The sequence below is a fragment of the Brevundimonas sp. UBA5866 genome, from assembly GCF_002432125.1.
In the GTDB taxonomy this organism is placed as follows: Bacteria; Pseudomonadota; Alphaproteobacteria; order Caulobacterales; family Caulobacteraceae; genus Brevundimonas.
In genome coordinates, this window is the sequence record NZ_DJFS01000068.1 from 1 (window position 1) to 23,559 (window position 23,559).

Here is a 23,559-nt window from a genome sequence, read left to right on the forward strand (position 1 = left end):
GGCGGCTTCATCGAGCGTCAGGACTACGCGCCCGCGCCGGTCCCCGCCCAGCCGCAGCTGATAGCCGCCCGGCGTCTCGTCCAGCCATGCGTCGGGGCGCTCCAACAGGCGTCGGGCCCGCTCGGCAAGGCGGCTGTTGGAGGTCATTGTTGTATCGCAGGTCTGGCCGGTCATCGGCGCACCTTCAGGCCGTGTTCGGGCGCCAGATCGACAAGGGGCATATCCATCACCCCGCGCAGCGCGCCCTCCAGACCGTCCATCAGCAGGTCGTAATCGTCGCGGTCGCGCTCATCCTCGGCCCAGCGGCAGGCGGTCGAGGCGGTCGCGCGGTTCAGGCCAAAGGCGTGGGCTACCCGTTCCAGCGGCCAGCCAAAGGACACATGCGCCAGATACATGGCCGACCAGCGTGCGCGGCAGGCCCGCAGACGCACCCGCTCGCGCCGGTTCATCTCCTCGACAGGGATATGAAAGGCGAGGGCCGACAGGCTGAGGGCGGCGTCTGCCCTGATCCGGTCACCTTCAAGAACAGGGACGCGATAAGCTTCCATCACTCGGTAATCTCCCAACTCCGAACGTAGAGCGCATCATGCTGTGCGCGGTCGGGTTGGCTAGGAAAATGTTCCTACTATACGTCAGCTTCGGACGCTTACCCTTATAAAGCTTAGCTTTAACCGACCAGTGATTGGTGAATTGGCTGGGGATAGTTCGCCAGAGAGGCGAGTCACCCGTCACGGGAGAACGCGGATTCCTAAAAAAATTAATAATCATTGACTCGCCCCTCTAGACGGCGATTCGCAAATCAGCCTAGGCGTTTCATATCGGGACCCGTTAACCATTTCTAAGCCTTTTAATCGTTAACGTACGAACAAGGTTACCCGGATCGCGCAGTACGCGCGGTTTCAGCCAAGCTTTGCCTGGAGGGGCATGAATGCGCGTCCTGTTGATTGAAGATGATCACGCCACGGCTCAAAGCATTGAGCTGATGCTGAAGTCGGAAGGTTTCAACGTTTACACCACCGATCTGGGTGAAGAAGGCATCGATCTGGGCAAGATCTATGACTACGACCTGATCCTGCTTGACCTCAACTTGCCTGACATGAGCGGCCTTGAGGTTCTGCGCCAGCTGCGCAACGGCAAGGTCAATACTCCGGTCATGATCCTCTCGGGCAGCCACGAGATTGAAACCAAGGTCAAGACCTTCGGCGGCGGTGCCGACGACTATCTGACCAAGCCGTTCCACAAGGATGAGCTGATCGCCCGCACCCACGCCGTGGTGCGCCGCTCCAAGGGCCACGCACAGGCCATCATCCACACCGGCGAGATCGCTGTGAACCTCGACGCCAAGACCGTCGAAGTGAACGGCCACCGTGTCCACCTGACCGGTAAAGAATACCAGATGCTGGAGCTGCTCTCCCTGCGCAAGGGCACGACCCTGACCAAGGAAATGTTCCTGAACCACCTGTACGGTGGCATGGACGAGCCGGAACTGAAGATCATTGACGTCTTCATCTGCAAGCTGCGCAAGAAGCTGGCGACCGCTGCCGGTGGCAAACACTATATCGAAACCGTCTGGGGTCGTGGCTATGTGCTTCGCGACCCGTCGGAAGTCGGCCAGATCATCGCCGCCTAATCCGATCCGGAACCTTGATAAGACGCCCGCTGGAAACAGCGGGCGTTTTTCGTTTCAGCGCTGTTTCCAGAGCCAGTCGGCGGGCAGGCCCATACGCACGCAGGACTGACCGGCGAAGCGCTCGGCACCTTGGGCGAGGGCCTTCACCAGCGGGCGCTGCCATGCGGTCAAGCCATCGGCGGGGTTGAGGCCGACGATGGGCGNNGTGGAGGCCGACGATGGTCGCCACTTCCGGCGGGACCATGTCTATCGCCGCCCGGATCAACAGGTGCTGGATCGGACGGGCATAGGCGGGAAAGGCATTGGCTCGACGCATGATGTCGAGGAACTCGAACACGATGGGCGAGGGTGTCAGGTGCGGCAGCATGGCAGCCAGCTGTTCCTGCCATTCGGCCTCGGACTTCGGGGCACCTACGGCTCCGTAATGGACGGCAGTCGGATAGGCGTCGGACCATGCGCGGTCGCGCTCCTGTGCCGACAGCGGCCGCACAAAGCGATGGAATGCCTCGGTAAAGCCATAGCCCGCCGTGGCCTGTACCCAGTCCAGCAGGACCTGATCATTGGCGTTATAGGCTTGCCCGTCATCGGCGGTGCCGGTCACGCGGGAATGGCGGCGGCGGATGCCCGCGATCATGGCCTCGGCCTTGGAGGCGGGGGCATAGACGGTGACCATGGCAGCCAGACCTGTGCGCTTCAGGCGCGGCACCGGATCGGTGCGGAAACTGGTGTGGTCCCACACGCCCGAGCGGACCCGCGCCTCGGCCAGTTCGAGGATCACTGCGGTGACACCGCCAATGAACAGGCTGACGGGATTTTTGAAGATCTGCCACGAAATGCTGTCGTGAGGGATCAGGGCCGCCTCTCCAGCGGGAGCCGTGAAATCGAAACGCGGCATGTCATCCGGCTGCATATAGTCGGCGGCGGCTTGGTCGAGGCGGCGCTGGATCGGCTCGTTCAGGGACGGGGAGGCCATATTCAGTAAACCTTTGCCACGCGCGCCTGTTCCGTCATTGGGACCGGAGCCAGCTTTCGGATAGGGCGCGGGCGACGGTGGTGGGCTGGCCAGAGGCGTCAAAGGCCAGCGGGCTGTCGCGGCCATCGTCGTGGGGCGGGCGGCGCAGCCATGAGTCCGTATCCCGAACGCCCCAGAGTGTTAAGCCATAGCGCTGTTGTTCGGGTAACCTTGAATAAGCATCGGTTAATTCCTTAACACGATCAAATTGTTGCCTGCTCCGGAATGAAACACTTCTGACATCTGGAGGGCCGCCTTCGCGGCGGCGCGAGGCGTCCAGTTCAGAGATGTGAAGCGGCAATCCGAACTGGGCCGCTTCATGGATGAAGGCGCTGATCCGGCCCTCTGGTATCTCGATATTGAGGTGGCTTTGGCTGCCGATGCCACCGACGGGTGCCCCCGCCTTCAGCAGTTGCTCGACCAGTTTCAGGAAGGTCGCGCCCTTCCTGGGATTGTTTTCGAGATTGTAGTCGTTGAGGAACAGGACGGCGTCGGGATCGGCCTGCTTGGCCTGATCAAAGGCGCGGCGCATGTGGTCTATGTCGCCAAGGTTCTGCGACCAGTGGTGGGAACGCAGGCCGACGCCGTCCTCGGCCACTGCCTCATTGACCACATCCCAGCCGCGCACCCGTCCGGCATAGCGGCCCGCGACGGCGGCGATATAGCGGTCGAACCGCTGGCCGTAATCGGCGCGGGACAGGCCGCGAAAGGCCTCCTCGCCCTGTGAATACCAGATCAAAGTCGTGCCATGCAGGGCCATGCCGTGGCTGTCGCACCATGAGGCGATGCGGTCGGGCGCATCGAACCGATAGCCGTCGGGGGTGAGGATGTATTCCATCTTCATCTCCCACTCGGGCGTGATCTGGTTGAAATGGGTGAGCGCCAGCCGCGTCCAGCCGGCATCGTCCAACTGGCCCGTCATGGCGCAGGTGCCGACGCGGTAGGGCGCGAGCGATTTCAGGGGAGGTACGGCGATATCGGGCTGGGCCGCAGCGCGACAGCCGGAAGCCATCAGACCTGCCGCGCCGATAAGCAGTGAACGGCGCGACGGCATCAATCCATCAGCCCGCGTTGCGACGGCGCAGGCCCATTTCGTCGAAAGTCGCGGCTTCGCGGCGGTTGGCGGCGATGCGTTTGTTGATGCGGGTGGTTTCGGCGACGTGCTCGAACTTTTTCAGCTCTTCGAAGGCTGCGGTCAGGGCATCGCGTGCGCCGTCTTCCTCGCGGCGAAGAGCCTCGATCATGCCCTCGGCATTGGCGCGGCGCAGTTTCCAGCCGTTCAGATAGGCGCGCAGCATGGCGGCATGTTGAGGATCGGCTGTCGCCTGTGCTTTTTCGCCTTCGGCCTCGGCGTCCAGCATGACCAGCTTCATTTCCGCATCGGCACGGCGCGCGGCGATCTCGGCCATGCGCTTTTGCAGGGTCTCGACCTCATAGTTGGTGAGGCGGATCAGGGATTGGGCCCATGCGGTCATGCGGCTTCTCCGGTCAAGCTTCTAGCATGCCCATGTTGAGGATGGATTCAAGTCTGTCGAAACTATCGGCCAACCGCGTTACGTCTTCCTTATCCTGACGCAGGAAATCTTCCAGCATCGGATTGAGGGCGATGGCGCGGTCCACGATGGGGTCGGCGCCGCTGCGGTAGGCACCGATCTTGATCAGTTCTTCCATGTTGGCATAGGCCGACAGGCACTGGCGGGCGCGGCGGTTGAGTTCGCGCTCACGTGGGTCCTGACATTCCGGCATGGTGCGGCTGACGGACTTCAGCACGTCGATGGCGGGGAAGCGCCCGCGCTCGGCGATCTTTCGGTCCATGACGATGTGGCCATCCAGAATACCGCGAACGGCATCGGCGATGGGTTCGTCATGGTCGCCGCCATCCACCAGCACGGTGAACAGGGCGGTGATGGGACCGGCTTGGCGACCATCAGGCAGGCGCGGGCCGGGACCGGCGCGTTCCAGCAGCTTGGGCAGTTCGGTAAAGACGGTCGGGGTATAGCCCTTGGTCGTCGGGGGCTCGCCCGCAGCCAGACCGATCTCGCGCTGGGCCATCGCGAAACGGGTTACGGAGTCCATCAGGCACAGGACTTCAAGGCCCTGATCGCGGAAGAACTCGGCCACGGCCATCGTCATATAGGCGGCTTGGCGTCGTTTCAGGGCGGGCTCGTCCGAGGTGGCGACCACGACGACGGCGCGGCGCAGGCCCTCTTCGCCCAGCGTCTCCTCGATGAACTCGCGCACTTCGCGGCCCCGTTCGCCGATCAGGCCCACCACGACGACGTCACAGGTGGCCTGACGCGCCAGCATGGACAGCAGCACCGACTTACCCACGCCGGAGCCGGCGAAGATGCCGAGGCGCTGGCCACGGCAGGTGGTGGTGAACACATCCATCGAACGTACGCCCAGATCCAGCCGTTCGCCCACGCGGTCGCGCGAGTGGGCCGGTGGCGGCGAGGCTTTCAGCGTATAGGGATGGCCGCCTTGAGGGAGCGGGCCATTGCCGTCGATCGGGTCGCCAAAGGCATCGATGATGCGACCCAGCCATCCAATGGTGGGGCTGACCGAGGCGGCGGCCTCAAGGATTTTGATATCGGCCCCCGGAGCCACGCCCTCGACCGGGCCATAGGGCATCAGCAGCGCCTTGGCATCGCGGAAGCCGACAACCTCGGCGGGTAGGGGAGGCTGGCCGCGACGGCTGATCTCGGCGCGGGCACCGACCGCCAGGCGCGACAGTCCGCCGCGGCTTTCGATCAGCAGGCCGTTGACGCCTGCGACCTTGCCCGTGACCACGACGGGATCGATGGAATGGGCGGCTGATATCAGCTGGCGCAAGGCGGAAATCCAGCGCACGCGGGCGCGTTTCAAAGGGCTCAACCTTTGCTGTGCCGCACTTATGGTTAATCAGGGGTAAATCCGCGCCTGAGGAGTTTGACGTAACAGCGTCATCACAAAAAGAAAGGTTTTCGGGGACATCTTTCACTCGAACAACACCCATACCCACCAGAGGTTCGAAAGCGCTCCATGTTCAGAAAGAACCCTCCTGCTGCGCAGAACAGTAACCGACTGGAAGAGTTGGAACGTCGCATGGCCGCGATTGGCCGGTCGCAGGCGGTGATCGAGTTCGAGCTGGACGGCACCATCATCGATGCCAATGAGAACCTGCTCAAGACGATGGGCTATTCGCTGGACGAGATCCGCGGACAGCACCACCGCATGTTCATGGACCCCGCAGAGGCGGCGTCTCCGGAATACGCCGCATTCTGGCAGGAACTGAACGCCGGACGCTTCGTCGCCAGGAAGTTCCGCCGCATGGCCAAGGGCCAGCGCGAGGTCTGGCTGGAAGCCAGCTACAATCCTGTGCTGGACGAGAACGGCCGTGCCGTGAAGGTGGTCAAACTGGCTATCGACATCACCGAGGCCGAGCAGGCGGCCCGCCGCGCCGAAATCGAGCGCAAAACCGCCGAGGAAGCCCAGTCGCGTCTGGTCGAAATCCTGGCCGACAATCTGTCCAAGCTTTCCGAGGGTGATCTTCGCGCCCAGATCGATGCGCCGATGGAAGGCACCCATCAAAGGGTGAAGGACGACTTTAACGGTGCCACCGCCAGCCTGCGTCAGGCGCTGGATCAGGTGCTGGAAGCCGTAGCGGTCCTGAAGACAGGATCGGAAGAAATCGCCAACTCGGCTGACGATCTGTCCCGCCGTACCGAGCAGCAAGCCGCCAGTCTTGAGGAAACGGCTGCGGCGCTGGACCAGATCACCGCCACGGTGCAACGCAGCGCGGAGGGGGCACGTCAGGCCTCGACCGCCGCTGTCGAGGCCCGTACCGAAACAGAACGTTCCGGCGAGGTCATGCAGAAGGCACAGGCCGCTATGGACGGTATCAGCCGTCGCTCGGCCGAGATTGGCGATATCATCGGGGTGATCGACGAGATTGCCTTCCAGACCAACCTGCTGGCCCTGAACGCGGGCGTGGAAGCGGCGCGGGCTGGCGAGAGCGGGCGTGGATTTGCGGTGGTGGCTTCGGAGGTGCGCACGCTGGCCCAAAGGTCAGCCGAGGCGGCCAAGGAGATCAAGGCCCTGATCTCGGCTTCGGCCCATGAAGTGGCCGAGGGCGTGAAACTGGTGGGTGAATCCGGTCGGGCACTGGAAACCATCGCCGCCAAGGTCGCGGAAATGGACGCCCTGGCCGCTGAAATCGCGGCTTCGTCTCAGGAGCAGGCCACGGGTCTGGGGCAGGTGAACGCCGCGGTGAACCAGATGGACCAGGTCACACAGCAGAATGCCGCAATGGTGGAAGAAACCACGGCTGCCGCCACCGGTCTGCAAAACGAAACCCGCCAGCTGGCGGCGCTGGTGTCACGCTTCAACACCGGCCGCAGTCAACAGGCTCCTGCAAGCCGGGGCGCGTCACCCCGGGAACCGAACCCTGCCAATCAACGCTTTCGGGGTGGAATGTCTCCCGCCCTGCAAAGCCAGAGATCTCGTCTTAAGGCTGTAGTCAGCGGTTCCCCCACCTCTGAGTACGCAGAGTTTTAGGACGAGGCGACCCTGTCCGCGCCATTCCCCCCCCTCCGGTGGTACAGGGTCGCATCCATACTCCAGAGACAAACGTATCGATCCGTGTGTCCCCTCACTTCCCGCCTTTGCTCCCCCGGCAAAGGCGGGCTTTCTTTTTGCGGCCCTATAGAAGCGGCTGGTCGGTCGGCGCGGCGGCGGCGGATTTGCGGGCCGCCGCGGTTGTGGTCAGAACGGCGCCGACCGAGGCCGTCATAATGGCTCCGATGGCGAGCCACTGCATCAGCGTCAGGTGCTCGTTCAGGAACAGAAGACCGGCAAGGGCCCCGACGGCCGGATCGGCACTGACGGCGACACCGAAGGTGCGCTTGGGAATGCTGCGAAGTGCGACCATGTCGAGCGAATAGGGGATGGCGCTGGAGGCCAGTGCGACCAGCACACCCATGCCAAGGATGGCGGGCGACAGCAGGCTGGCCCCGGCGGTGGCGACGCCGAACGGAACCACGACCATTGCGGCAAAGCCCATGCCCACGGCCACCGTCGCGCCCGAGGGCAGGTGGGCCACACGCTGGCCAAATACGATATAGCCGGCCCAGAACAGCGCAGCCAAGGCGGCAAAGCCACAGCCCACCGGATCAAGGTTGGACACCGAGGTGTCGAACGGGAACAGCATGGCCAGACCCAGTGCGGCCACCACCACCCAGACCAGATGGATCGGCTTGCGCGCATTGAACAGGGCCACGGCCAGCGGGCCGGTGAACTCGATGGCCAGAGCCACGCCCAGCGGAATGGTATTCAGCGCCATATAGAAGCTGAGGTTCATCATGCCCATGACCGCACCGTAAAGGGCCAGGCCCTTGACGTCGGATCGGGTGAAACGGGCGCGCCACGGACGGAAAATGGCCGTGAGGATGAGGGCCGACAGGCCCACACGCAGGGCGGCGGTGCCCATCGGGCCGACGTGCGGATACAGGGTCTTGGCGAAAGACGTGCCGATCGACAGGAACAGGATACCGCCCACCAGTGCGAGGTAGGGCAGGTACACACCAAAACGGGACATTGCGGGGAGGGAGGCGGTACGGATCATGCGTTGAACCTAAATCCGGCCCGTGGATTTGTGTTGGCAAGTTTGCTCGCCTGTGTGCCGATTTCCGGCGTCTGAGAGGTTTTAATGCAAGAAACACTCGCTCTTGATGATTTCGACCACCGCCTGCTGGATATGGTGCGGCAGAACAATCTGACGCCCGCCCGCGAACTGGCCGAGCGGGTTGGGCTGTCGGAGTCGGCGGTGTCGCGCCGACTGCGTCGTCTGCGGGCCGAAAAAGTGATCGTCGCGGATGTGGCGGTGGTGGACCGTGGTCGGCTGGAAAAGGCGCTGACCATGCATGTGCTGGTTGAGATGGAGCGTGAGGGCACGGCGGTTCTTGATGCGCTGATGCGCAAGCTGAAGGCGCGGCCCGAGGTTCACGGGCTTTGGTACACGACCGGCCATGTGGATTTCATCATGTACGTCGTCGTGCCGGATATGGAGGCCTATGACACCTTCACCCGCGAGACGCTGAGCGACGACAACAGGGTGCGCAACTTCACCACCTTGTTGACCATCCGCGAGGTTATGTCGTTTGATCCATCACAGCGGGTTATTTCGCGCAGAAGGTAGTTTCAGATGAAACGGGTCCATCTCTGGGGTTTGGCCGCGGTTATGTGGGGTTCTGCTGTCGTGCAGCCCGCCTTGGCCTGTGTCCCTCTGCCTTCTCCGAGATGGGATATAGTTCCGCAGCAGGATGGTCCGCCGATTGCGGTGGGCCGTGTTGTCTCGGTCGTGCCCGATGGCGGTGATGCGTGGAAGGATATCGTGCGCCTGGAAATCGAGACGCTGGAAGTCATCCAGGGAGAGGTGCCGGATCGCTTTTCCGTGCGCGGGATCAGCGCGCGCAGGGAAAAGCCGGACGAGATCGTCATCTGGTGTGGAAGACTGCTTACGGATAAGCCGGGCGATGTGGTCATGGCGGTAAGCAATGGCGGGGCGCAGTATGACCTGCTCATGCCATTCCAGATCGCAGCGCCCTATTTGGCGCGGCTTGAATCCTATCGCAATGGCACGGGCGAAGGCTTGTAAGGCCCAGCTTTTCTAAAAGCTTTTTGAGAAAAGCTGGGCGGCGTCGGGTTGTGGCAAGGCGTATACGCGCTATGTCTTTGTCTAAGGGCCCAACCAAGGAGATCGCCTATGTCCAACACCACCTATGATGCCAGCCGTCACAAGAAGGCCGGTCGCGGCAAGGTGTTTGACAGCATCGTCGATACGATCGGCGATACCCCGCTGGTGGCGCTGCCGAACCTGACCAAGGAATATCAGCCCAAGGCCCGCGTGCTGGCCAAGCTGGAGTTCTTCAACCCCATCGCCTCGGTAAAGGACCGTATCGGTGTGGCAATGGTCGAGGCGCTGGAGCAGGCCGGAAAGATCCAGCCGGGCGCGACCCTGATCGAGCCGACCAGCGGCAATACCGGCATTGCGCTGGCGTTTGTGGCGGCGTCCAAGGGCTATAAGCTGATCCTGTGCATGCCGGAGAGCATGTCGATCGAGCGTCGCAAGATGCTGGCCCTGCTGGGCGCGCAGCTGGAACTGACGCCCGCCGAAAAGGGCATGAAGGGCGCGATTGCCCGTGCAGAGGAACTGCTCAAGGAAATCCCCGGCTCCATCTCTCCGGCCCAGTTCGAGAATGACGCCAATCCGGCCATCCACGAGGTTTCGACCGCCGAGGAGATCTGGAACGACACCGCAGGCTCTGTGGATGTGGTCATTGCGGGTGTTGGCACCGGCGGCACCATCACCGGCGTCGGTCACGCGCTGAAGGCCAGAAAAGCCGATTTGAAGATGATTGCCGTCGAGCCGACCGCATCGCCGGTTCTGTCGGGCGGTGCGCCCGGCCCGCACAAGATCCAGGGCATCGGCGCGGGCTTTGTGCCGCCTGTGATCGACACCGGCGTGATCGACGCCATCGAACAGGTCGATAATGACGATGCCTTTGAAATGGCCCGCAAGGTTGCCCGCACCGAAGGTATTCCGGTGGGGATTTCATCGGGTGCCGCGTTGACGGCCGCCTTCCGTCTGGCCGCTCAGGATGAGTATGCGGGCAAGACCATCGTGGTGATCATCCCAAGCTTTGCAGAACGTTACCTTTCGACCGCTCTGTTCGAAGGTTTGTGAAAACAATGATTTCTGCGACTTTCGTGTCGCAGGTGTCATCCGCGGTGCAGAATTGGGCGATAAGGCCATTTTCGGCCTTGTCTTGCACATGTAGTTAACCCGCACGTGCCATTGTGGCGGTATGGGAAAAGCTGTGCTCAAACCTGAAGTCATGCCAAACGCCGAGAGCGAGCGCGCGCGCCTGATGCTTTTGCGCCGTATGGCTGATGTGGTCAGCCTGCCCGCCAGCCGCATCAATGCATTCGAACGTTCGGTCGTGGCTGACCTTTTGGTCGACATGATGCGCCAGGCCTCGGTGGAAGAGCGTCGCAGGATTGCGGCGCGTCTGGCCCCGCTGACGGAAATCCCGAACAATATCCTGCGTCTGCTTTTGCGGGACGATCTGGTTGTCGCGCGTGAACTTCTGGTCGAATGCACGTCCCTGAGCGATCATGACCTGATTACCTGCGCCCGCGATACCGGCATTGAGCATTGCAAGCTTATAGCCGCGCGGAGACAGCTATCGGCGGGTGTGACCGCTGTGCTGATCGAGCGCAACGAGCCCGAAGTCATCGAAGCGGTACTGCAGAACCGCGAGGCGGTTATTCCGACCACTGCTCTGGAAGAGGCTGTGGCCCTGTCGAGGCACAATGCCAATCTGTGCGGCTGGCTGCTGAAGCGCCCTGAACTGCGCCCGTCCAGTGCCTATGTTATGTTCTGGTGGTGTAACCACGAGGAGCGCAGCGTTATCCTGCGTCGCTTTGCTGTTTCGCGCGAAGTGCTTCAGGGGTCGGTGGTCGATCTGTTCGGTATGGCGGCCAAGGATGGCTGGTCCGATCCGGTGGTACGCAAGGCCCTGCAGTTTATCGAGCGCCGCCAGCGCAACCGCGAGGCTGCCAGGAAATCGGCCTATGAAGGTCTGGAAGGCATTATCGAGGCCGCAGCCGAGAGCGGCCTGACACCGGAACTGGTGGCGGAAATAGGCCATCTGGCCGGTGTGAAACCTTTGACCGCCGCGAAAATCCTGAGTGACGAGGGCGGCGAGTCCATTGCCGTTCTGTGCAAGGCGACCGGCCTGACCAAGCACTATCTGGTCTTGCTATGGAAGGCCATGCGGCGTTCGGGCAGCGAGGATAGCAGCGATCCGCGCTGGGAACGCGTGCAGATCGTTTACGACATGCTGGCTGTCGATCGTGCCCAAACCGTTATCCGCTATTGGAACTGGGCGCTCACCTCGGCGCTGACGCCTCAACTCATACGGGCAATTCGCGAAGGCGAAGATCACCTGATCGATCAGTTCTCGGCGGCAGAGCGCGCGGCAATGCTGGCGCTATCGGAAGACTTCAAGGCCTGATAGCCGGATCGGGTTTTCCGATACTTTAGAGCGACTTATAGAGTTAGCTGTAGCAAACCCGACACTTGCGCTCTGTTTTAGCGAAACGGCGATATTCCCTGTTTGCGGGAATGCTTGTCTCAATCAAAACGTGCGCACTGATCACTTTGTTTTAAGTACCCGCATTTTTTATGAAGGCGATTAAGTGCCTTAAGCTTAATGCATATTGTCCCTTAGACTTGATTAGACTGAAAAAGCTTTCGTTATATTACGTGTTTTGATCTGCTGGGACTTGACAACTGTCTATGCGCGTTCACCATGCGCCCCGCATAAAACTAATAATGGGCTGAAACCAAGGCCCGAGCTTTTTCCAATCTGGCGGGATAAAACATGGACGAAAAACCTGAACTGCTTGAGATGACTGCGGATATTGTTTCTGCATATGTCAGCAACAACATGGTGCCTGCGGAAGCTGTGCCGGCACTGATTTCGCAAGTGCACGCTGCCCTGACGGGCATCACGGTTGCTCCGGTCGAAGAAGAACCCGAACCGCGTGAACCGGCAGTTCCGGTGCGTAAGTCCATTACGCCGGATTTCCTGATCTGTCTGGAAGACGGTCGCAAGTTCAAGTCGCTGAAGCGTCACCTGCGTACCAAGTACAACATGAGCCCGGAAGAATACCGCGCCAAGTGGGGCCTGCCGAAGGACTATCCGATGGTCGCTCCGAACTATGCCAAGGCCCGTTCTGATCTGGCCAAGCAAATGGGTCTGGGCCAGGGTGGCCGTAAACCGGCCCGCGCGACCCGCGCCAAGAAATAAGTCGTCAGACAACTGAACAAGAAAAAGGCCCGCATCGGGGGATGCGGGCCTTTTTTATTGTCCATGACTGTATCAGGCGGCGCTTTGCATGACCGCGCGGCGCGTGCGCCAGAAGCGCAGGGTCCGCAGAGCCGTATCGCGGTCCAGTTGCGTGTACATGCTGGCGTAGGAGCGGGCCTTGCCCATCGCATTGCCATCGTTGTTCAGCAGCACCACCGCATAGGTCAGGAACAGCGCCTTATCGAGATCGGCGGCGCGGCAGACAACAGCCAGTGCGTCCAGTTCACGGCGCTCCACAATATTGCGGGCGGTGTGGAAATCGATGTCGGCCAGCTGTGACAGGGCGATCAGGAAGCACGAACGGCTGCCCGAACGCAGGAAGCGGGCCAGGGTTTGCGGCGTCAGCTGGTTGGCGGAGCGCAATTCTTCGACATAGGCCAGGCTTTCGGCATAGTCCGGGGGCAGGGAGCCGTCATCGGTGGCCACACGGGTGCGCCCCACCGCCAGCGCCTCTTCGAGGGCCTCGGGATCGAGGCGGGCATTTTCTTCGAGGATCTTTGCCCGCAGGCGTTCCTCTACCTCGAAATACATTTCGTTGAGCAGATCGATCGGCAGGCTGGCACGGGAAACGGTGACGTCGTGCAGGTCGGGATTGGCCTTGGCACGGTCAACGGCGCTTTCACTGGCGGCGCGCGAGAGGCGGGCCCCCTCATTGGACAGCAGGGCGTGCAGGGTATCGTCGTCGCCATGTTCGACAATGGCGTCGGATACGGCTTCGGGTACGTGCTCGCGCTTGGTAACGGCGCGGATGTGTTCCTGGCTGTTACGGGTGCGGATGACGTGGATCAGGTCATCATCGGTAAGGACAGGCGACCTGCTCAGCACCGGCACGGCCACGGCCGCTTCGTCATTGGCCAGTTGTTTGATCAGCTGGTGCGGGGCATCGGAGGCCGAAGCAAAACGTTCGGCCAACTGGGCGCGCACTTCGATTTCCATCGCGCGGCTGATGTCGCTGAGCACAACGCCGTACAGTTCCTGCTCGATGGGCGTGCGTTCGGGAGCCCCGAAGAAATTATCCGTAAGCTCACGCAGAAGGGTGCGGCGGGCACTGCTGTCGGTCTGACGAGCCAGATTCATCAGTTCCGGCAAGCGAGACTGGATCGAGGTGTCAGCAGAAGCGGAAGAGGTCATGGTTACGACGGATCTTGATAGTCGGCCACGGCGCGTAATCGGCCATTGGCGTCGCGGATCATTTGAGGTGTCGCCGGAGGGGCAGCCAGATCATCACTGGCCGGCGGTTCGGATAGGTCGACAGGTAGGGCGTCGAGATAAACCGGGGCGGGACGGGGCGGTGCGTCGGGTTGCCTGCCGACCTGACGGTGCACCGAATAGTAGCGGGGACCGGAGGCCGTGGCGCCGGAGTCAGCCGAGGGCTGAACCCGGTAGACCGGAGCATCCGGACGCGGGGCCATAGGATCATGGGGCAGGGAGGAACCCTGGCCCAGATAGGCCGGTGGTACAGGCACTGTCGGCGGAGGCGGAGCGCCCCATGCCGAAGCGGGAGTCAGCTGTCGGGGGTAGGCCCAGCCACCATGCGGAATGACGGCGCGACTGTCGGAGGCATGCGCAGCCGCCGTCGAGGCGCAAAGCCCCGCCGCCAAGGCCGTCGCCAAGTGAATCCGACCAGAACGCACCCGTAGTTTTCCCGCCTATGGTTGAGTTAAGCCCGTATAGTGACGCTTTGGGCTTAATCTGAGGCTAACGCCGGTTATTTTCGTTCGGGCAGATAGGCGGTGGTAAAGGCTTCGCGCCATTCCGGATCGGAGGCGTAAACGCCACGGCTCTGCTCGGCAAAGGTCTGCCAGCGTTCGGCGGTCATGGTGCCGAGGCCGTGGTCGGCTGTATCGCCGCTGTCGATGATGCCGTGAACCTTCATCAGGTCGCGGGCGATTTCCAGCGAACCTTGAGGCGTGGCGGGATTGGCGCGGCGGATCAGGGCGTGGGCCGGATCGGGATCCTTGTCGAGATAGGCCCGCCAGCCTTCTGCGGATGCGGCGATGAAGCTCTTCAGGGCTTCGGTATTGTCGCGGGCAAAGGCGTTGGGTGTCAGCACCAGGCCCGAATAGGAAGCAAACCCGTCATCGGCCGGCAGATAGAGCCGCGTCTGCAGATCGGGATCGGCCGAACCGACGAGGGCGGGTTCGCGGGTCAGGGAGCCGATCAGAATGCTCTGCGTGTTTTCCAGGAAGGGATCGATCGCGCCTGTCTCGGGACGGAAAAGCTGATCGTTCGCCAGCCCGTATTTGGGCTGGAGCCAGGACCAGATGTCGGCCCAGTCGGCGTCTTCGATATAGAGAGGGCGAGCGCCAATGGAACCGGGATCGCGCGGGGCGTCGCCGGCATGGGCGATCAGGACGCGCGGGTCCTTTTGCATGAAGGCGGCGACAGCCTTGATGGGCGCGCGGTCGGCAATCATGCGCAGGGCGGCGAAACTGTCGCGGGCAAGGCCCAGCTCAGCCTGGCCCGAGGCCAGTTTCTGGGACACATCGGCGGCTGAGTTGCCGTGGAAAATCTGGATGTTCAGGCCGCGACGGGCGTAGGTGCCGTCTGCGATCGCCTGATAGAAGCCCGCATGGTCGGCGCGCGCCGGACCCGGTACAGCCAGACGCAGGCGCACGCGGCCCTGTTCGTCAACGGGCGCGTTCTGGTTGCATCCTGACAGGGCAAAACCGGCCATTGCGCCAGCAAAGCCCTGGATCAGGTGTCGTCTTGTGGGCCGGATAGGGGACATCACCGGTTGCAATAAGCATGGTGGCGTCGATTGGGAAGAGTTCGCCACCGATTTGATAGCCACTGTGACATGACAATAAGAAAATGGAGAGGGCGTAGATGGGGACTACGCCCTCTCCAGAGATCTATTGGTGCAATGTTTCCAGCAACCTACGCTCAGTTGATTGGAGTTTACGGGCACGCGAGACGTTCGGCGCGGGCCTGATCTTCAACCACTGACAAAAGGGACGGGTATTAGAAGGGGGACGCGTCCCTTTCGGGGGGACCGACGGCGTACAGGATGCACTGACACCAGATCTCAGTATCAATGCCGGTCGCATGGCAGCCGGGGCGGCGGAACCTCAACAGCCGGAAAGTGACACAGTCATTGACATAGCATTGATGTCTGAAATGCAGTTTCCGCGCAAGGCAGGATTTTTCAAGCTTGACTATATCGGTGGATAACTGCGTTTGATATGAAGGCCCTGTATCGCGGTTCGGGGATGTGCCGGAATGCTGGGCGTACTATTGGCTTTTGTTATGGGCGGCTCGTCTGCCTCTCCGGTTGCTGAGGCGGCGGTGAAGGGGGTGGACCTTTGTGTCCAGATGCAGTCGGGCAGACTGGATTTGCGCGGTGAGGACCGCGACCAGTCCAAGACTATGGTGCTTCCATCCGAAACTGGGCCCGGCGGTGTGTTTCTGGAATTGAGCCCTAAAGGCTGTGATGTGCTGATCGGCTCTGACGGCGAGGCGTCGCTGGAGGCCGTGCGGGCATGGATTGCGGCTGACAGCGATCGGTACGGATGGCGCAGCGTGCCCAGTCTGGGCGTTCTGGGGCAGGGCGAACGCGGTGACGGCGCGCAATACTATGCGGCCATAGACCACGGGCTTTCACTGGCAATGGGGCGTCCCCTGAACCAGATGGGGCGGATTCTGGTGATGCCGAAGGTGCAGACCGACCAGTTGCGGTTGAGGGTCAATACTGCATCACGGGCAGCGCAACGTACCGCAGGCACCGCCGTGATCGATGCGGTCAACGAGGTCTGCCCGCTGCTCATGACGGGCGAGGAGGCTCGCACCGAAGACCAGAAATGGCTGTTGTGGGCACAGTTGCGCACATACAGCGGCGCGGCGGCTGAAATGGCCCATGCCGATGAGGAACGTGAAACGGTGATGGTCAATGCCGACGAGACGGGATGCCGTGTGGCCCTGAGGGCCAAGGCGAACAGCCGGATCGCGCAGTGGGAACAGGAAGTGCCGCAACGACTGGAGACGGCCAAATGGCAGCCCTATGGCGTCAATGAATGGCGCGGGGACGGGGGGCGCTCGGTTTGGATCAACTCTGCACCGGGGTTGATGCTGGTCGAGGTGGTGAGCCACTGAACAGAAAAGGGCGGCGGTATCGGATACCGCCGCCCTTTGACTTCGGGGATCAGCCCAGAGCCGCTTTCTTTTCCTCGAGTTCGAGCCATTCGAGTTCAATGGCTTCGAGGTCGGCGCGGGCCTTTTCGGCGGCCTTCATGGCCTTGTCGAAGGCGGCGGGATTTTTGCTGTAGAGCTCGGGGTCGGCGAGGATGGCGTCCTGCTTTTCGATCTCGGCGGGCAGGGTTTCCAGCAGCTTTTCGATTTCTTCCAGACGGCGCGCGTCTTTGTAAGACAACTTCGTAGGCTTTTTAGGTGCAGCGCGGTCAGAAGGCTCCGCCTTCTCGACCCGACGCGCTGCTGAAGGCGCATCATGGGTTTTGGGCGGCTGGATGAAGCCCGGGTTCTGGCGCACGAAGTCCTGCCAGCCGCCGGGGGTTTCGACGATGTCGCCGCGACCGTTCATGGCGATAGTCGAGGTGGCGAGGCGGTCAACAAAGTCGCGGTCGTGCGAGACGAGGATCAGGGTGCCGTCATAGCCGTCGAGCAGTTCCTGAAGCTTGTCCAGCGTGTCGATGTCGAGGTCGTTGGTCGGCTCGTCGAGTACCAGCAGGTTGGCCGATTTCGCCAGGGCGCGGGCCAGCAACAGGCGGTTGCGTTCGCCGCCCGACAGGGTGGAGATCGGCTGGCGCAGTTGGGCTTCTTTGAAGAGGAAGTCCTTGGCGTAGGCGGCGACGTGTTTGGGATGGCCGCGCACGAGGATGCTGTCACCGCCGCCCGGCGTCAGGGCGTCCCACAGGGTCATGTCGGACTTCAGGCCCTCGCGGGACTGGTCGAGGTAGAGCGGCTCGAGGTTGGCACCCATGCGGACAGTGCCCTCATCGGGTGCCAGTTCGCCCAGCAGCACCTTGACCAGAGTGGTCTTGCCCGCGCCGTTGGGGCCGACGATGGCCAGACGGTCGCCGCGAATGATGCGGGTGGTCAGGTTCTTGAAGATGGTGCGGTCGCCGAAGGACTTGGACACGCCCTTGAGGTCGGCGACCAGCTTGCCCGAGATGCCGCCGGAATCCACGCCCATGTAAAGCTCGCGCGGGACGTCCTTCATCTTTTCGGCGCGCTCGGCACGAAGGGCGGCGAGGTTGCGCGCGCGGCCTTCGTTGCGGGTGCGGCGGGCCGTGATGGAGCGGTAGAAGGTTTCAGTTTCGCGCTCGATCGTCTTGGTCAGCTTTTCGAGGGCGATAGCTTCTTCTTCCAGCACCTTGGCGGCCCAGTCGTCGAACTCGGCAAAGCCCTTGTTCAGGGTGCGGACCTTGCGGCCTTCCAGCCAGTGGACCGTGTTGGTCACGCGGTTCAGGAAGGCGCGGTCGTGGCTGACGACCAGTACGGCGAAGCGGGCGGCGATCAGCTCTTCTTCGAGCAGTTCGATGGCGAGGATGTCGAGGTGGTTGGTCGGCTCGTCCAGCAGGAGAACGTCCGGTTCCTCGGCAAAGGCCTTGGCCAAGGCGGCGCGGCGGATTTCACCGCCCGACAGGCCTTGGGTGGATTTTTCGGGGTTGAGGCCGAAGGTCGAGAGCCAGCTCTCGGCGGTCCAGCGCTCGGCGCCACCCGACGAGGCGTAGTCGGCCAGCGTGTCGCCGGTGATTTCCGGTTCCTGCGGCACATAGGCGAAGCGGGCACCGGCTTGGACGGAGCGGTCGCCGCTGTCGGCCTCGATGAAGCCCATGACCACCTTCATCAGGGTGGACTTGCCCGCGCCGTTACGGCCCACGAGGGCGGCGCGCGAGCGGGGCTCTACGGCAAGATCGACGCCCGAAAATAGCGGGCGCGGTCCGTCCTGAAGGTGGATGTCTTTAAGTGCAACGAGGGGAGGTCTGGCAGCCATGTGCGGGCGTATAGCCGATGGCTGGCGTGGCGGCTATGGGGCGCTTAGCCGATCACCATAGGGATCAGCGAGGCGACCAGAAGGGTGGCCATCGCGCCGTTGAAGATGCGGATGGCGCGGGGGCTGGACAGGAGGCGACGCAAGCTGACGCCGAGGCCGGTCCACGTCAGGGTGCAACCAACGGTGATGATGCCGAACAGGGCCGAGAAGAGGATGGCCAGTTCCATCGGCGACAGGCCGCGCACGCTGGTGCCATAGGTGACGACCGCGCCGGTGATCATGATCCAGATCTTGGGGTTGATGAACTGGAACAGCAGGCCCTGAAGGAATGACAGGGGGCGGGTATTGTCGTCCTGTCCGGCCATCTTGGGCTTGGCGGTGGCGATCTTGAAGGCGAGCCAGAGCAGATAGGCGATGCCGACCCATTTCAGGATGGCTTCGACGGTCGGGTTGTTGACGACCGAGGCCCCGAAGGCTGCGACGATGAACATGATGCTGGCGGTGCCGATGCCGATGCCCGCATTATAGGGCAGGCTGGCGCGAAAACCGTAGGTGGCGCCTGACGAGGCCACCAGCGTGTTGTTCGGGCCGGGGGTAATACCCATGACAAAGGCAAAGCCGATAACGGCGATGAGCCAGGCGATAGTCATGAAGCAGCCTCGGGGGAGAAGGCGTGGGCCGGATGGCCCGTGGGGGGAGAAGGCGCGGAACCTATAGCGCGGGCCGCGCAATTGGCTGTCGAGTATGCTAGTTGTGGCGGAAATATTGGCATTGGTGGCAATATTTACGGACTTGATTAGCAGGAAATGCCAATGGATTTGGACGACATTGATCGGCGAATTCTTCGTGAATTGCAGAGGGACGGTCGCATCCAGAACAATGAGCTGGCGCAGAAGGTCGGCCTGTCGCCGTCGCCCTGTCTGCGGCGGGTAAAACTGCTGGAAGAGCGGGGTCTGATCGACCGCTATGTGGCCGTGCTGGATCAGGCCAAGATGGGCCTGAGCATGTCCATGTTCGTGCGGGTCTGGCTGTTGGCGCAGGACACCGAGACGATCGAGGTCTTTATCAGTGCGATGAAACGCCTGCCCGAGGTGGTAGAGTGCTACATCATGCTGGGCGAGAGCGATGCCCTGTTGAAGGTGGTGTGTGAGGACATCGAGGATTACCGCCGGTTCCAGCGGACCAATCTGACGCGGCAGAATGGCATCCAGAATGTGAAGACGGACGTTCCCAGTCAGGTGGTCAAACAGTCGTTTGCCCTGCCGATCTAGGCGGCGGGCCGGAAAAGGAGTGGCGCGATGAATCCTGTGACGTGGGCGGCGTTGGGCGGTGCCATTCTGTGCGAGGTGGTGGGGACCAGCCTGTTGCAGGCGTCGAACCAGTTCAGCAAACCCCTGCCGACGATCGGCATGGCCATCTGTTACGGGCTGGCCTTTTACCTGTTGAGCCATGCGTTGAAGACCATCCCGGTGGGGCTGGCCTATGCGATCTGGAGCGGGCTGGGGGTGGTGCTGATCTCGGTGATCGGGCTGGTGGTGTTCAAGCAGCGGCTGGATCTGCCCGCCGTCCTTGGCTTGGTGATGATTGTGGGTGGGGTGATTGTGATCAACCTGTTCTCGAAATCGGCGGTGCATTGAGGCGGGCTGGAAGTCGGGGGCGACAGGGCGGGCTTTTGGGCCTATAGGCCCCGCCATGTTGCCTTTCTGGAAAACCAAATCCCTGTCCGAAATGTCCCCGCAAGAGTGGGAAAGCCTGTGTGACGGGTGCGGCCTGTGCTGTCTTGTCCGTTTTGAGGACGAGGACACCGGCGAGGTGATCCCGACGCGCGTTCACTGCAAGCTGTTTGATCCGGTGCGCTGTACCTGCGCCGATTATCAAAACCGCAAGGAACACGTGCCAGACTGTATCAAGCTGACGCCGAACAATATCGAGGCGTTGGAGTGGATGCCGAAGTCCTGTGGCTATCGTCGTATCCACGAGGGGCGTGATCTGGCCTGGTGGCACCCGCTGGTTTCGGGACGTGCCGAGACGGTGCACGAGGCAGGTGTCTCGGTGCGGCGTCAGACCGTGAGCGAAACGGTGCTGGCCGAGGCCGAGGATGCGCTCGACTTTGAAGTTCCTGAATGGAACCGCGAGAGGGGAACCGCGGGTCCGGACGAAGTACAGGGACTGATGGACGAGGGGTAAGGCACCGCGTCGGGGGACGCTGTGTGTCTGTGTGGCGAGTATCTGTCGGGGCGGGGAAATGGCGGGTTTGGAAAGCCATGAATTTGGCCACTATATCAAGGCGGCAAGGCGGTTCGAGCCCTTGCTCAACTTGGCGCAAGGCCTACTGAATGCAACGGTCTACGTTGTGCATGAGCCGTTGCTGCCCGGGGTTGCGCTGTGCTCGGCAGGTCGGCAGACCCTGAAGGCTGCGCCGGGCGAGATACTTAAGCGCGGCGAGGTCGAGAGCGACTATCCAGAATATTGGGCCAGTACGCCCTTGGTGGCGGATGGGGCTGTTGCCGGGGCCGTGATCTTTCTGACAGACCGTGATCGGCTGGCACCCGACAGGGGCGAGTGCGACCTGATCGCGCGTATTGGCGCGATCGCGGCGGAGATTGCATCGGGAGAGCAGGCGCGGCGCGAACTCAACGACCGCAACCAGATGTTGGGCATGATCGAGGAAATGGCCGGTGTCGGTTGGTGGCGTATCGAAAAACAGACACGGCACACATCGTGGTCCAGCCATGTGTTCGATATTCACGGGCTGGAAAACAATGGAGGCTCAAGGTCGGTATCGGAAGGGGTGAGCTTTTATTCCCGCGATGACCAGTCTGTTCTGAACGAGGCGATCGAGAAGGCGCTGGAAACCGGCGAAGGCTATGATCTTCGGCTGAATTTGGTCAGGCAGGACGGCAAGAAGCGCATTGTTGTCACGCGTTCCGCGGCAGAGCGGGCACCGAACGGGGAGATCACCGGACTGTTCGGTGTGTTCCGCGACATCACCGATTACGAAGCCATGCTGGAGCGGTTGCGCCGCAATGAGGCGCGCTATCGACTGCTGGCGGAGAATGTCAGCGATGTGATCACCCGCGTGAAGATGGACGGGTCGAGCAAATATATCTCGCCCGCCATCGAGCAGCTCTTGGGCTGGAGCGTGGAGGAGATGAGCGGCAACTCGCTGGAATATGTCCATCCAGATGACCGCGAGAAGGCGGTGGTGGCGCTGATGGAGGCGCTGAGGTCGGGGAAGCCGACGAGGCTGGAGAACCGCGCGCTGCATCGTGACGGGTCGGTCGTCTGGTGCGAGTGCACGGCCAAGGCGCTGCACAATGATGACGGCATGCCGGTGGAGGTCGTGGTGGTGATCCGCGACATTACCCAGCGCAAGGAGCTGGAGCTGGAACTGCTTCAGGCCAAGGACAGGGCGGAGCACGCCACCATCGCCAAGGGCGAGTTCCTGGCCAATATGAGCCACGAGCTGCGAACCCCGCTGACCAGCGTGATCGGCTATTCGGGCCTGTTGCGGGCATCGAAACAGCTGTCGGACCAAGAGCGGTTGTATGCCGAGCGGATCGAGACGTCGTCGAATGCCCTGTTGCAGGTGATCAACGACATTCTCGACTATTCGAAGCTGGAAGCCGATGCGGTCGAGATCGAAAAGGTAGCGTTCGAAGTGTCCCGACTGATGTCGGACACGGCGGGCATCGTGCAGCGACAGTGCGAGGAGAAGGGGCTGGAGCTGAGGCTGGATATCGATGCCGGCCTGCCGGAAATCCTGTCAGGAGATGCGGCGCGTTTGAGGCAGGTGACGCTGAACTTCCTGTCCAATGCGGTGAAGTTTACGGCTTCCGGCAGGGTCATGCTCAAGGCCTTTGGCAAGGAAACGGAAGAGGGTGGATACCGCCTGAGGGTGGAGGTGCGCGACACCGGCATCGGGGTCAGCGAGGAGAAGGCGGAGCTGATCTTCGGCCGGTTCAATCAGGCCGATGCGTCCACGACGCGGGTCTATGGCGGGACCGGACTGGGGCTGGCGATTTCGCGCCGTCTGATCGAGTTGATGGGCGGGAGCATCGGCTATGTCAGCGAGCCGGGGCTGGGGGCGACCTTCTGGTTCGAGGTGCCGCTGGATTTCGATTTTGCTGTGCCCGTGTCGGTGGCGGTGCAGACCACGCCTGCCATCGAGGTCCAGGGGCGGATTCTGTTAGTGGACGATGCGGCGGCCAACCGTGAGTTGGTGACCATTATCCTCTCCTCGCTGGGGCTGGAGGTGGAGACGGCATCGAACGGGGTCGAGGCGGTAACGGCGGTGCGTCGGCGCGGCTTTGATCTGGTGCTGATGGATGTGCACATGCCGGAGATGGATGGCCTTGCGGCGACGCGGGAAATCCGGCGCAGCGAGGGCGAGGAAAGCCGGTTGCCGATTATTGCCCTGACGGCAAATGTGCAGGGCGAGCAGGTCGAGCGGTGTCTGGCCGCCGGAATGGACGGGCATCTGGCCAAGCCGATACAGGTCGGGGAGCTGGCTGAAGCCATCCGGCACTGGTTGAAATGATTGCGGATGAGGCCCTCGCGAAAGTGGGGGCCTTTTTGTTTGGTTGAACCTAAGTCAGGGCCGCAAACCCAATAAAACAAAGGGATTGGGGAAGGGGCGCGGATGTTTGCGCGCCTGTGGACGCTGGTGCCCTATGGTTTGGGTATGGCGGGAAATGGGGCAGCGGACGGCGGGGCGGTGCAGGATTGGCTGGACCGCGTATTCGGGCAGCTTCAGGCGCTGGTGGATGGCGCGGTGGATGTGCTGGCCGAGGCCGAGCCGCCCAGGGATGTGGCCGAAGCGGAGAAGCGGGCGCGGGCGGTGGGCGTGATCGCGCGCACGGCCAAGGCGGTGGCGGCTTTGAAGGCGTCGGCGAGGAAGGTTTCAGGGGATGCGGAGGATGATTTGGCTGGATCGGGTGAAGTGATCGATGAAGCCGAGGAACAACGCCTCAGGGCCGAGCTGTTCGCTCGCGTCGATCGTCTTTTCGAGGTTGCCGAACAGAAGGGATATGGTCCGCGAGGCGATCCT

Annotated in this window: 24 protein-coding genes; 13 read left to right on the plus strand and 11 right to left on the minus strand. The window is 62.1% G+C overall.

Translation table 11 applies throughout. From position 1 onward, the window contains the following. Nucleotides 1-170: 170 nt before the first annotated feature. A complete protein-coding gene (locus tag B3H86_RS07380; RefSeq protein ID WP_292052499.1) occupies nt 171-548 on the minus strand; it encodes a chromosomal replication initiator DnaA in 378 nt (125 codons plus the stop codon). A 380-nt stretch (nt 549-928) separates the two neighbouring features. On the opposite strand from B3H86_RS07380, the gene ctrA reads away from it, so the two are divergent. Beyond that, nucleotides 929-1,630 carry a response regulator transcription factor CtrA gene (gene ctrA, locus B3H86_RS07385; protein WP_242913718.1) on the plus strand — a complete coding sequence of 234 codons (702 nt, stop codon included), beginning with the start codon at nt 929-931 and terminating at the stop codon, nt 1,628-1,630. On the opposite strand, the gene B3H86_RS07390 is transcribed toward ctrA, so the two are convergent. The 4 genes from B3H86_RS07390 to fliI are packed head-to-tail and all read right to left on the minus strand — an operon-like array spanning nt 1,617 to nt 5,474. Next, a complete protein-coding gene (locus B3H86_RS07390; protein WP_422653075.1) occupies nt 1,617-2,729 on the minus strand; it encodes an oxygenase MpaB family protein in 1,113 nt (370 codons plus the stop codon). The genes ctrA and B3H86_RS07390 overlap by 14 nt on opposite strands. Continuing rightward, nucleotides 2,638-3,654, minus strand: coding sequence for an endo-1,4-beta-xylanase (locus B3H86_RS07395; RefSeq protein ID WP_292052465.1), 1,017 nt, complete (start codon nt 3,652-3,654; stop codon nt 2,638-2,640). The genes B3H86_RS07390 and B3H86_RS07395 overlap by 92 nt, the downstream gene beginning before the upstream one ends. Before the next feature lie 49 nt (nt 3,655-3,703). After that, nucleotides 3,704-4,117, minus strand: coding sequence for a flagellar FliJ family protein (locus B3H86_RS07400; RefSeq protein WP_292052466.1), 414 nt, complete (start codon nt 4,115-4,117; stop codon nt 3,704-3,706). 13 nt (nt 4,118-4,130) lie between these two features. Next, nucleotides 4,131-5,474, minus strand: a complete 1,344-nt coding sequence (fliI, locus tag B3H86_RS07405) for a flagellar protein export ATPase FliI (protein WP_292052501.1) — start codon at nt 5,472-5,474, stop codon at nt 4,131-4,133. A 189-nt stretch (nt 5,475-5,663) separates the two neighbouring features. Here fliI and B3H86_RS07410 point away from each other — a divergent pair, with 189 nt between their 5' ends. Further along, nucleotides 5,664-7,178 carry a methyl-accepting chemotaxis protein gene (locus tag B3H86_RS07410; protein ID WP_292052467.1) on the plus strand — a complete coding sequence of 505 codons (1,515 nt, stop codon included), beginning with the start codon at nt 5,664-5,666 and terminating at the stop codon, nt 7,176-7,178. 145 nt (nt 7,179-7,323) lie between these two features. Here B3H86_RS07410 and B3H86_RS07415 read toward each other — a convergent pair whose 3' ends face one another. Next, entirely contained in the window at nt 7,324-8,244 is a 921-nt protein-coding gene (locus B3H86_RS07415) for an EamA family transporter (RefSeq protein WP_292052469.1), read from the minus strand. Nucleotides 8,245-8,328: 84 nt separating this feature from the next. Here B3H86_RS07415 and B3H86_RS07420 point away from each other — a divergent pair, with 84 nt between their 5' ends. From B3H86_RS07420 to B3H86_RS07440, 5 genes are all read left to right on the plus strand, one after another. Then, a complete protein-coding gene (locus B3H86_RS07420) occupies nt 8,329-8,817 on the plus strand; it encodes an Lrp/AsnC family transcriptional regulator (RefSeq protein ID WP_292052471.1) in 489 nt (162 codons plus the stop codon). A gap of 42 nt (nt 8,818-8,859) precedes the next feature. Next, the gene (locus B3H86_RS07425) at nt 8,860-9,276 is read left to right on the plus strand and encodes a hypothetical protein (RefSeq protein ID WP_292052473.1); all 417 of its coding nucleotides are present in this window, start codon (nt 8,860-8,862) and stop codon (nt 9,274-9,276) included. A 108-nt stretch (nt 9,277-9,384) separates the two neighbouring features. Then, entirely contained in the window at nt 9,385-10,365 is a 981-nt protein-coding gene (gene cysK / locus B3H86_RS07430) for a cysteine synthase A (protein ID WP_292052475.1), read from the plus strand. A gap of 133 nt (nt 10,366-10,498) precedes the next feature. Beyond that, the gene (locus tag B3H86_RS07435) at nt 10,499-11,698 is read left to right on the plus strand and encodes a DUF2336 domain-containing protein (protein ID WP_312821388.1); all 1,200 of its coding nucleotides are present in this window, start codon (nt 10,499-10,501) and stop codon (nt 11,696-11,698) included. A 369-nt stretch (nt 11,699-12,067) separates the two neighbouring features. After that, nucleotides 12,068-12,496, plus strand: coding sequence for a MucR family transcriptional regulator (locus B3H86_RS07440; RefSeq protein WP_292052477.1), 429 nt, complete (start codon nt 12,068-12,070; stop codon nt 12,494-12,496). Nucleotides 12,497-12,568: 72 nt separating this feature from the next. On the opposite strand, the gene B3H86_RS07445 is transcribed toward B3H86_RS07440, so the two are convergent. From B3H86_RS07445 to B3H86_RS07455, 3 genes are all read right to left on the minus strand, one after another. Continuing rightward, the gene (locus B3H86_RS07445) at nt 12,569-13,687 is read right to left on the minus strand and encodes a DUF2336 domain-containing protein (protein WP_292052478.1); all 1,119 of its coding nucleotides are present in this window, start codon (nt 13,685-13,687) and stop codon (nt 12,569-12,571) included. 2 nt (nt 13,688-13,689) lie between these two features. Further along, complete coding sequence (locus tag B3H86_RS07450) at nt 13,690-14,169, minus strand: hypothetical protein (RefSeq protein ID WP_292052480.1); 480 nt, start codon at nt 14,167-14,169, stop codon at nt 13,690-13,692. A gap of 95 nt (nt 14,170-14,264) precedes the next feature. Then, a complete protein-coding gene (locus tag B3H86_RS07455; protein ID WP_292052482.1) occupies nt 14,265-15,287 on the minus strand; it encodes an ABC transporter substrate-binding protein in 1,023 nt (340 codons plus the stop codon). 491 nt (nt 15,288-15,778) lie between these two features. Here B3H86_RS07455 and B3H86_RS07460 point away from each other — a divergent pair, with 491 nt between their 5' ends. After that, nucleotides 15,779-16,648 carry a hypothetical protein gene (locus B3H86_RS07460; RefSeq protein WP_292052484.1) on the plus strand — a complete coding sequence of 290 codons (870 nt, stop codon included), beginning with the start codon at nt 15,779-15,781 and terminating at the stop codon, nt 16,646-16,648. A gap of 49 nt (nt 16,649-16,697) precedes the next feature. On the opposite strand, the gene B3H86_RS07465 is transcribed toward B3H86_RS07460, so the two are convergent. Beyond that, complete coding sequence (locus B3H86_RS07465; protein WP_292052486.1) at nt 16,698-18,509, minus strand: ABC-F family ATP-binding cassette domain-containing protein; 1,812 nt, start codon at nt 18,507-18,509, stop codon at nt 16,698-16,700. A gap of 44 nt (nt 18,510-18,553) precedes the next feature. Further along, the gene (locus tag B3H86_RS07470; protein WP_292052487.1) at nt 18,554-19,159 is read right to left on the minus strand and encodes a LysE family translocator; all 606 of its coding nucleotides are present in this window, start codon (nt 19,157-19,159) and stop codon (nt 18,554-18,556) included. 162 nt (nt 19,160-19,321) lie between these two features. Here B3H86_RS07470 and B3H86_RS07475 point away from each other — a divergent pair, with 162 nt between their 5' ends. The 5 genes from B3H86_RS07475 to B3H86_RS07495 all read left to right on the plus strand — a co-directional run. Continuing rightward, on the plus strand, nt 19,322-19,780 hold the full coding sequence (locus tag B3H86_RS07475; RefSeq protein WP_292052490.1) for an Lrp/AsnC family transcriptional regulator: 459 nt from the start codon (nt 19,322-19,324) through the stop codon (nt 19,778-19,780). Between the two features lie 27 nt (nt 19,781-19,807). Next, nucleotides 19,808-20,146: a DMT family transporter gene (locus B3H86_RS07480; RefSeq protein ID WP_292052492.1), complete on the plus strand. Its 339-nt coding sequence runs from the start codon at nt 19,808-19,810 to the stop codon at nt 20,144-20,146. A gap of 55 nt (nt 20,147-20,201) precedes the next feature. Further along, the gene (locus B3H86_RS07485) at nt 20,202-20,696 is read left to right on the plus strand and encodes a YcgN family cysteine cluster protein (protein WP_292052493.1); all 495 of its coding nucleotides are present in this window, start codon (nt 20,202-20,204) and stop codon (nt 20,694-20,696) included. A gap of 178 nt (nt 20,697-20,874) precedes the next feature. Further along, nucleotides 20,875-23,049 carry a PAS domain S-box protein gene (locus B3H86_RS07490; protein WP_292052495.1) on the plus strand — a complete coding sequence of 725 codons (2,175 nt, stop codon included), beginning with the start codon at nt 20,875-20,877 and terminating at the stop codon, nt 23,047-23,049. Between the two features lie 102 nt (nt 23,050-23,151). Further along, nucleotides 23,152-23,559: hypothetical protein (locus tag B3H86_RS07495; RefSeq protein WP_292052497.1), on the plus strand; the 408-nt coding region annotated here is incomplete at its 3' end.

Excerpts from the sequence above, each read along its gene's own strand:
- B3H86_RS07460 (WP_292052484.1), top strand. The coding sequence starts at position 15,779 with ATGCTGGGCGTACTATTGGCTTTTGTTATGGGCGGCTCGTCTGCCTCT.
- B3H86_RS07415 (WP_292052469.1), bottom strand. The coding sequence starts at position 8,244 with ATGATCCGTACCGCCTCCCTCCCCGCAATGTCCCGTTTTGGTGTGTAC.
- B3H86_RS07480 (WP_292052492.1), top strand. The coding sequence starts at position 19,808 with ATGAATCCTGTGACGTGGGCGGCGTTGGGCGGTGCCATTCTGTGCGAG.
- B3H86_RS07410 (WP_292052467.1), top strand. The coding sequence starts at position 5,664 with ATGTTCAGAAAGAACCCTCCTGCTGCGCAGAACAGTAACCGACTGGAA.
- B3H86_RS07455 (WP_292052482.1), bottom strand. The coding sequence starts at position 15,287 with ATGTCCCCTATCCGGCCCACAAGACGACACCTGATCCAGGGCTTTGCT.
- B3H86_RS07380 (WP_292052499.1), bottom strand. The coding sequence starts at position 548 with ATGGAAGCTTATCGCGTCCCTGTTCTTGAAGGTGACCGGATCAGGGCA.
- B3H86_RS07475 (WP_292052490.1), top strand. The coding sequence starts at position 19,322 with ATGGATTTGGACGACATTGATCGGCGAATTCTTCGTGAATTGCAGAGG.
- B3H86_RS07465 (WP_292052486.1), bottom strand. The coding sequence starts at position 18,509 with ATGGCTGCCAGACCTCCCCTCGTTGCACTTAAAGACATCCACCTTCAG.
- ctrA (WP_242913718.1), top strand. The coding sequence starts at position 929 with ATGCGCGTCCTGTTGATTGAAGATGATCACGCCACGGCTCAAAGCATT.
- cysK (WP_292052475.1), top strand. The coding sequence starts at position 9,385 with ATGTCCAACACCACCTATGATGCCAGCCGTCACAAGAAGGCCGGTCGC.
- B3H86_RS07440 (WP_292052477.1), top strand. The coding sequence starts at position 12,068 with ATGGACGAAAAACCTGAACTGCTTGAGATGACTGCGGATATTGTTTCT.
- B3H86_RS07400 (WP_292052466.1), bottom strand. The coding sequence starts at position 4,117 with ATGACCGCATGGGCCCAATCCCTGATCCGCCTCACCAACTATGAGGTC.
- B3H86_RS07485 (WP_292052493.1), top strand. The coding sequence starts at position 20,202 with ATGTTGCCTTTCTGGAAAACCAAATCCCTGTCCGAAATGTCCCCGCAA.
- B3H86_RS07420 (WP_292052471.1), top strand. The coding sequence starts at position 8,329 with ATGCAAGAAACACTCGCTCTTGATGATTTCGACCACCGCCTGCTGGAT.
- B3H86_RS07395 (WP_292052465.1), bottom strand. The coding sequence starts at position 3,654 with ATGGCTTCCGGCTGTCGCGCTGCGGCCCAGCCCGATATCGCCGTACCT.
- B3H86_RS07470 (WP_292052487.1), bottom strand. The coding sequence starts at position 19,159 with ATGACTATCGCCTGGCTCATCGCCGTTATCGGCTTTGCCTTTGTCATG.
- B3H86_RS07445 (WP_292052478.1), bottom strand. The coding sequence starts at position 13,687 with ATGACCTCTTCCGCTTCTGCTGACACCTCGATCCAGTCTCGCTTGCCG.
- B3H86_RS07425 (WP_292052473.1), top strand. The coding sequence starts at position 8,860 with ATGTGGGGTTCTGCTGTCGTGCAGCCCGCCTTGGCCTGTGTCCCTCTG.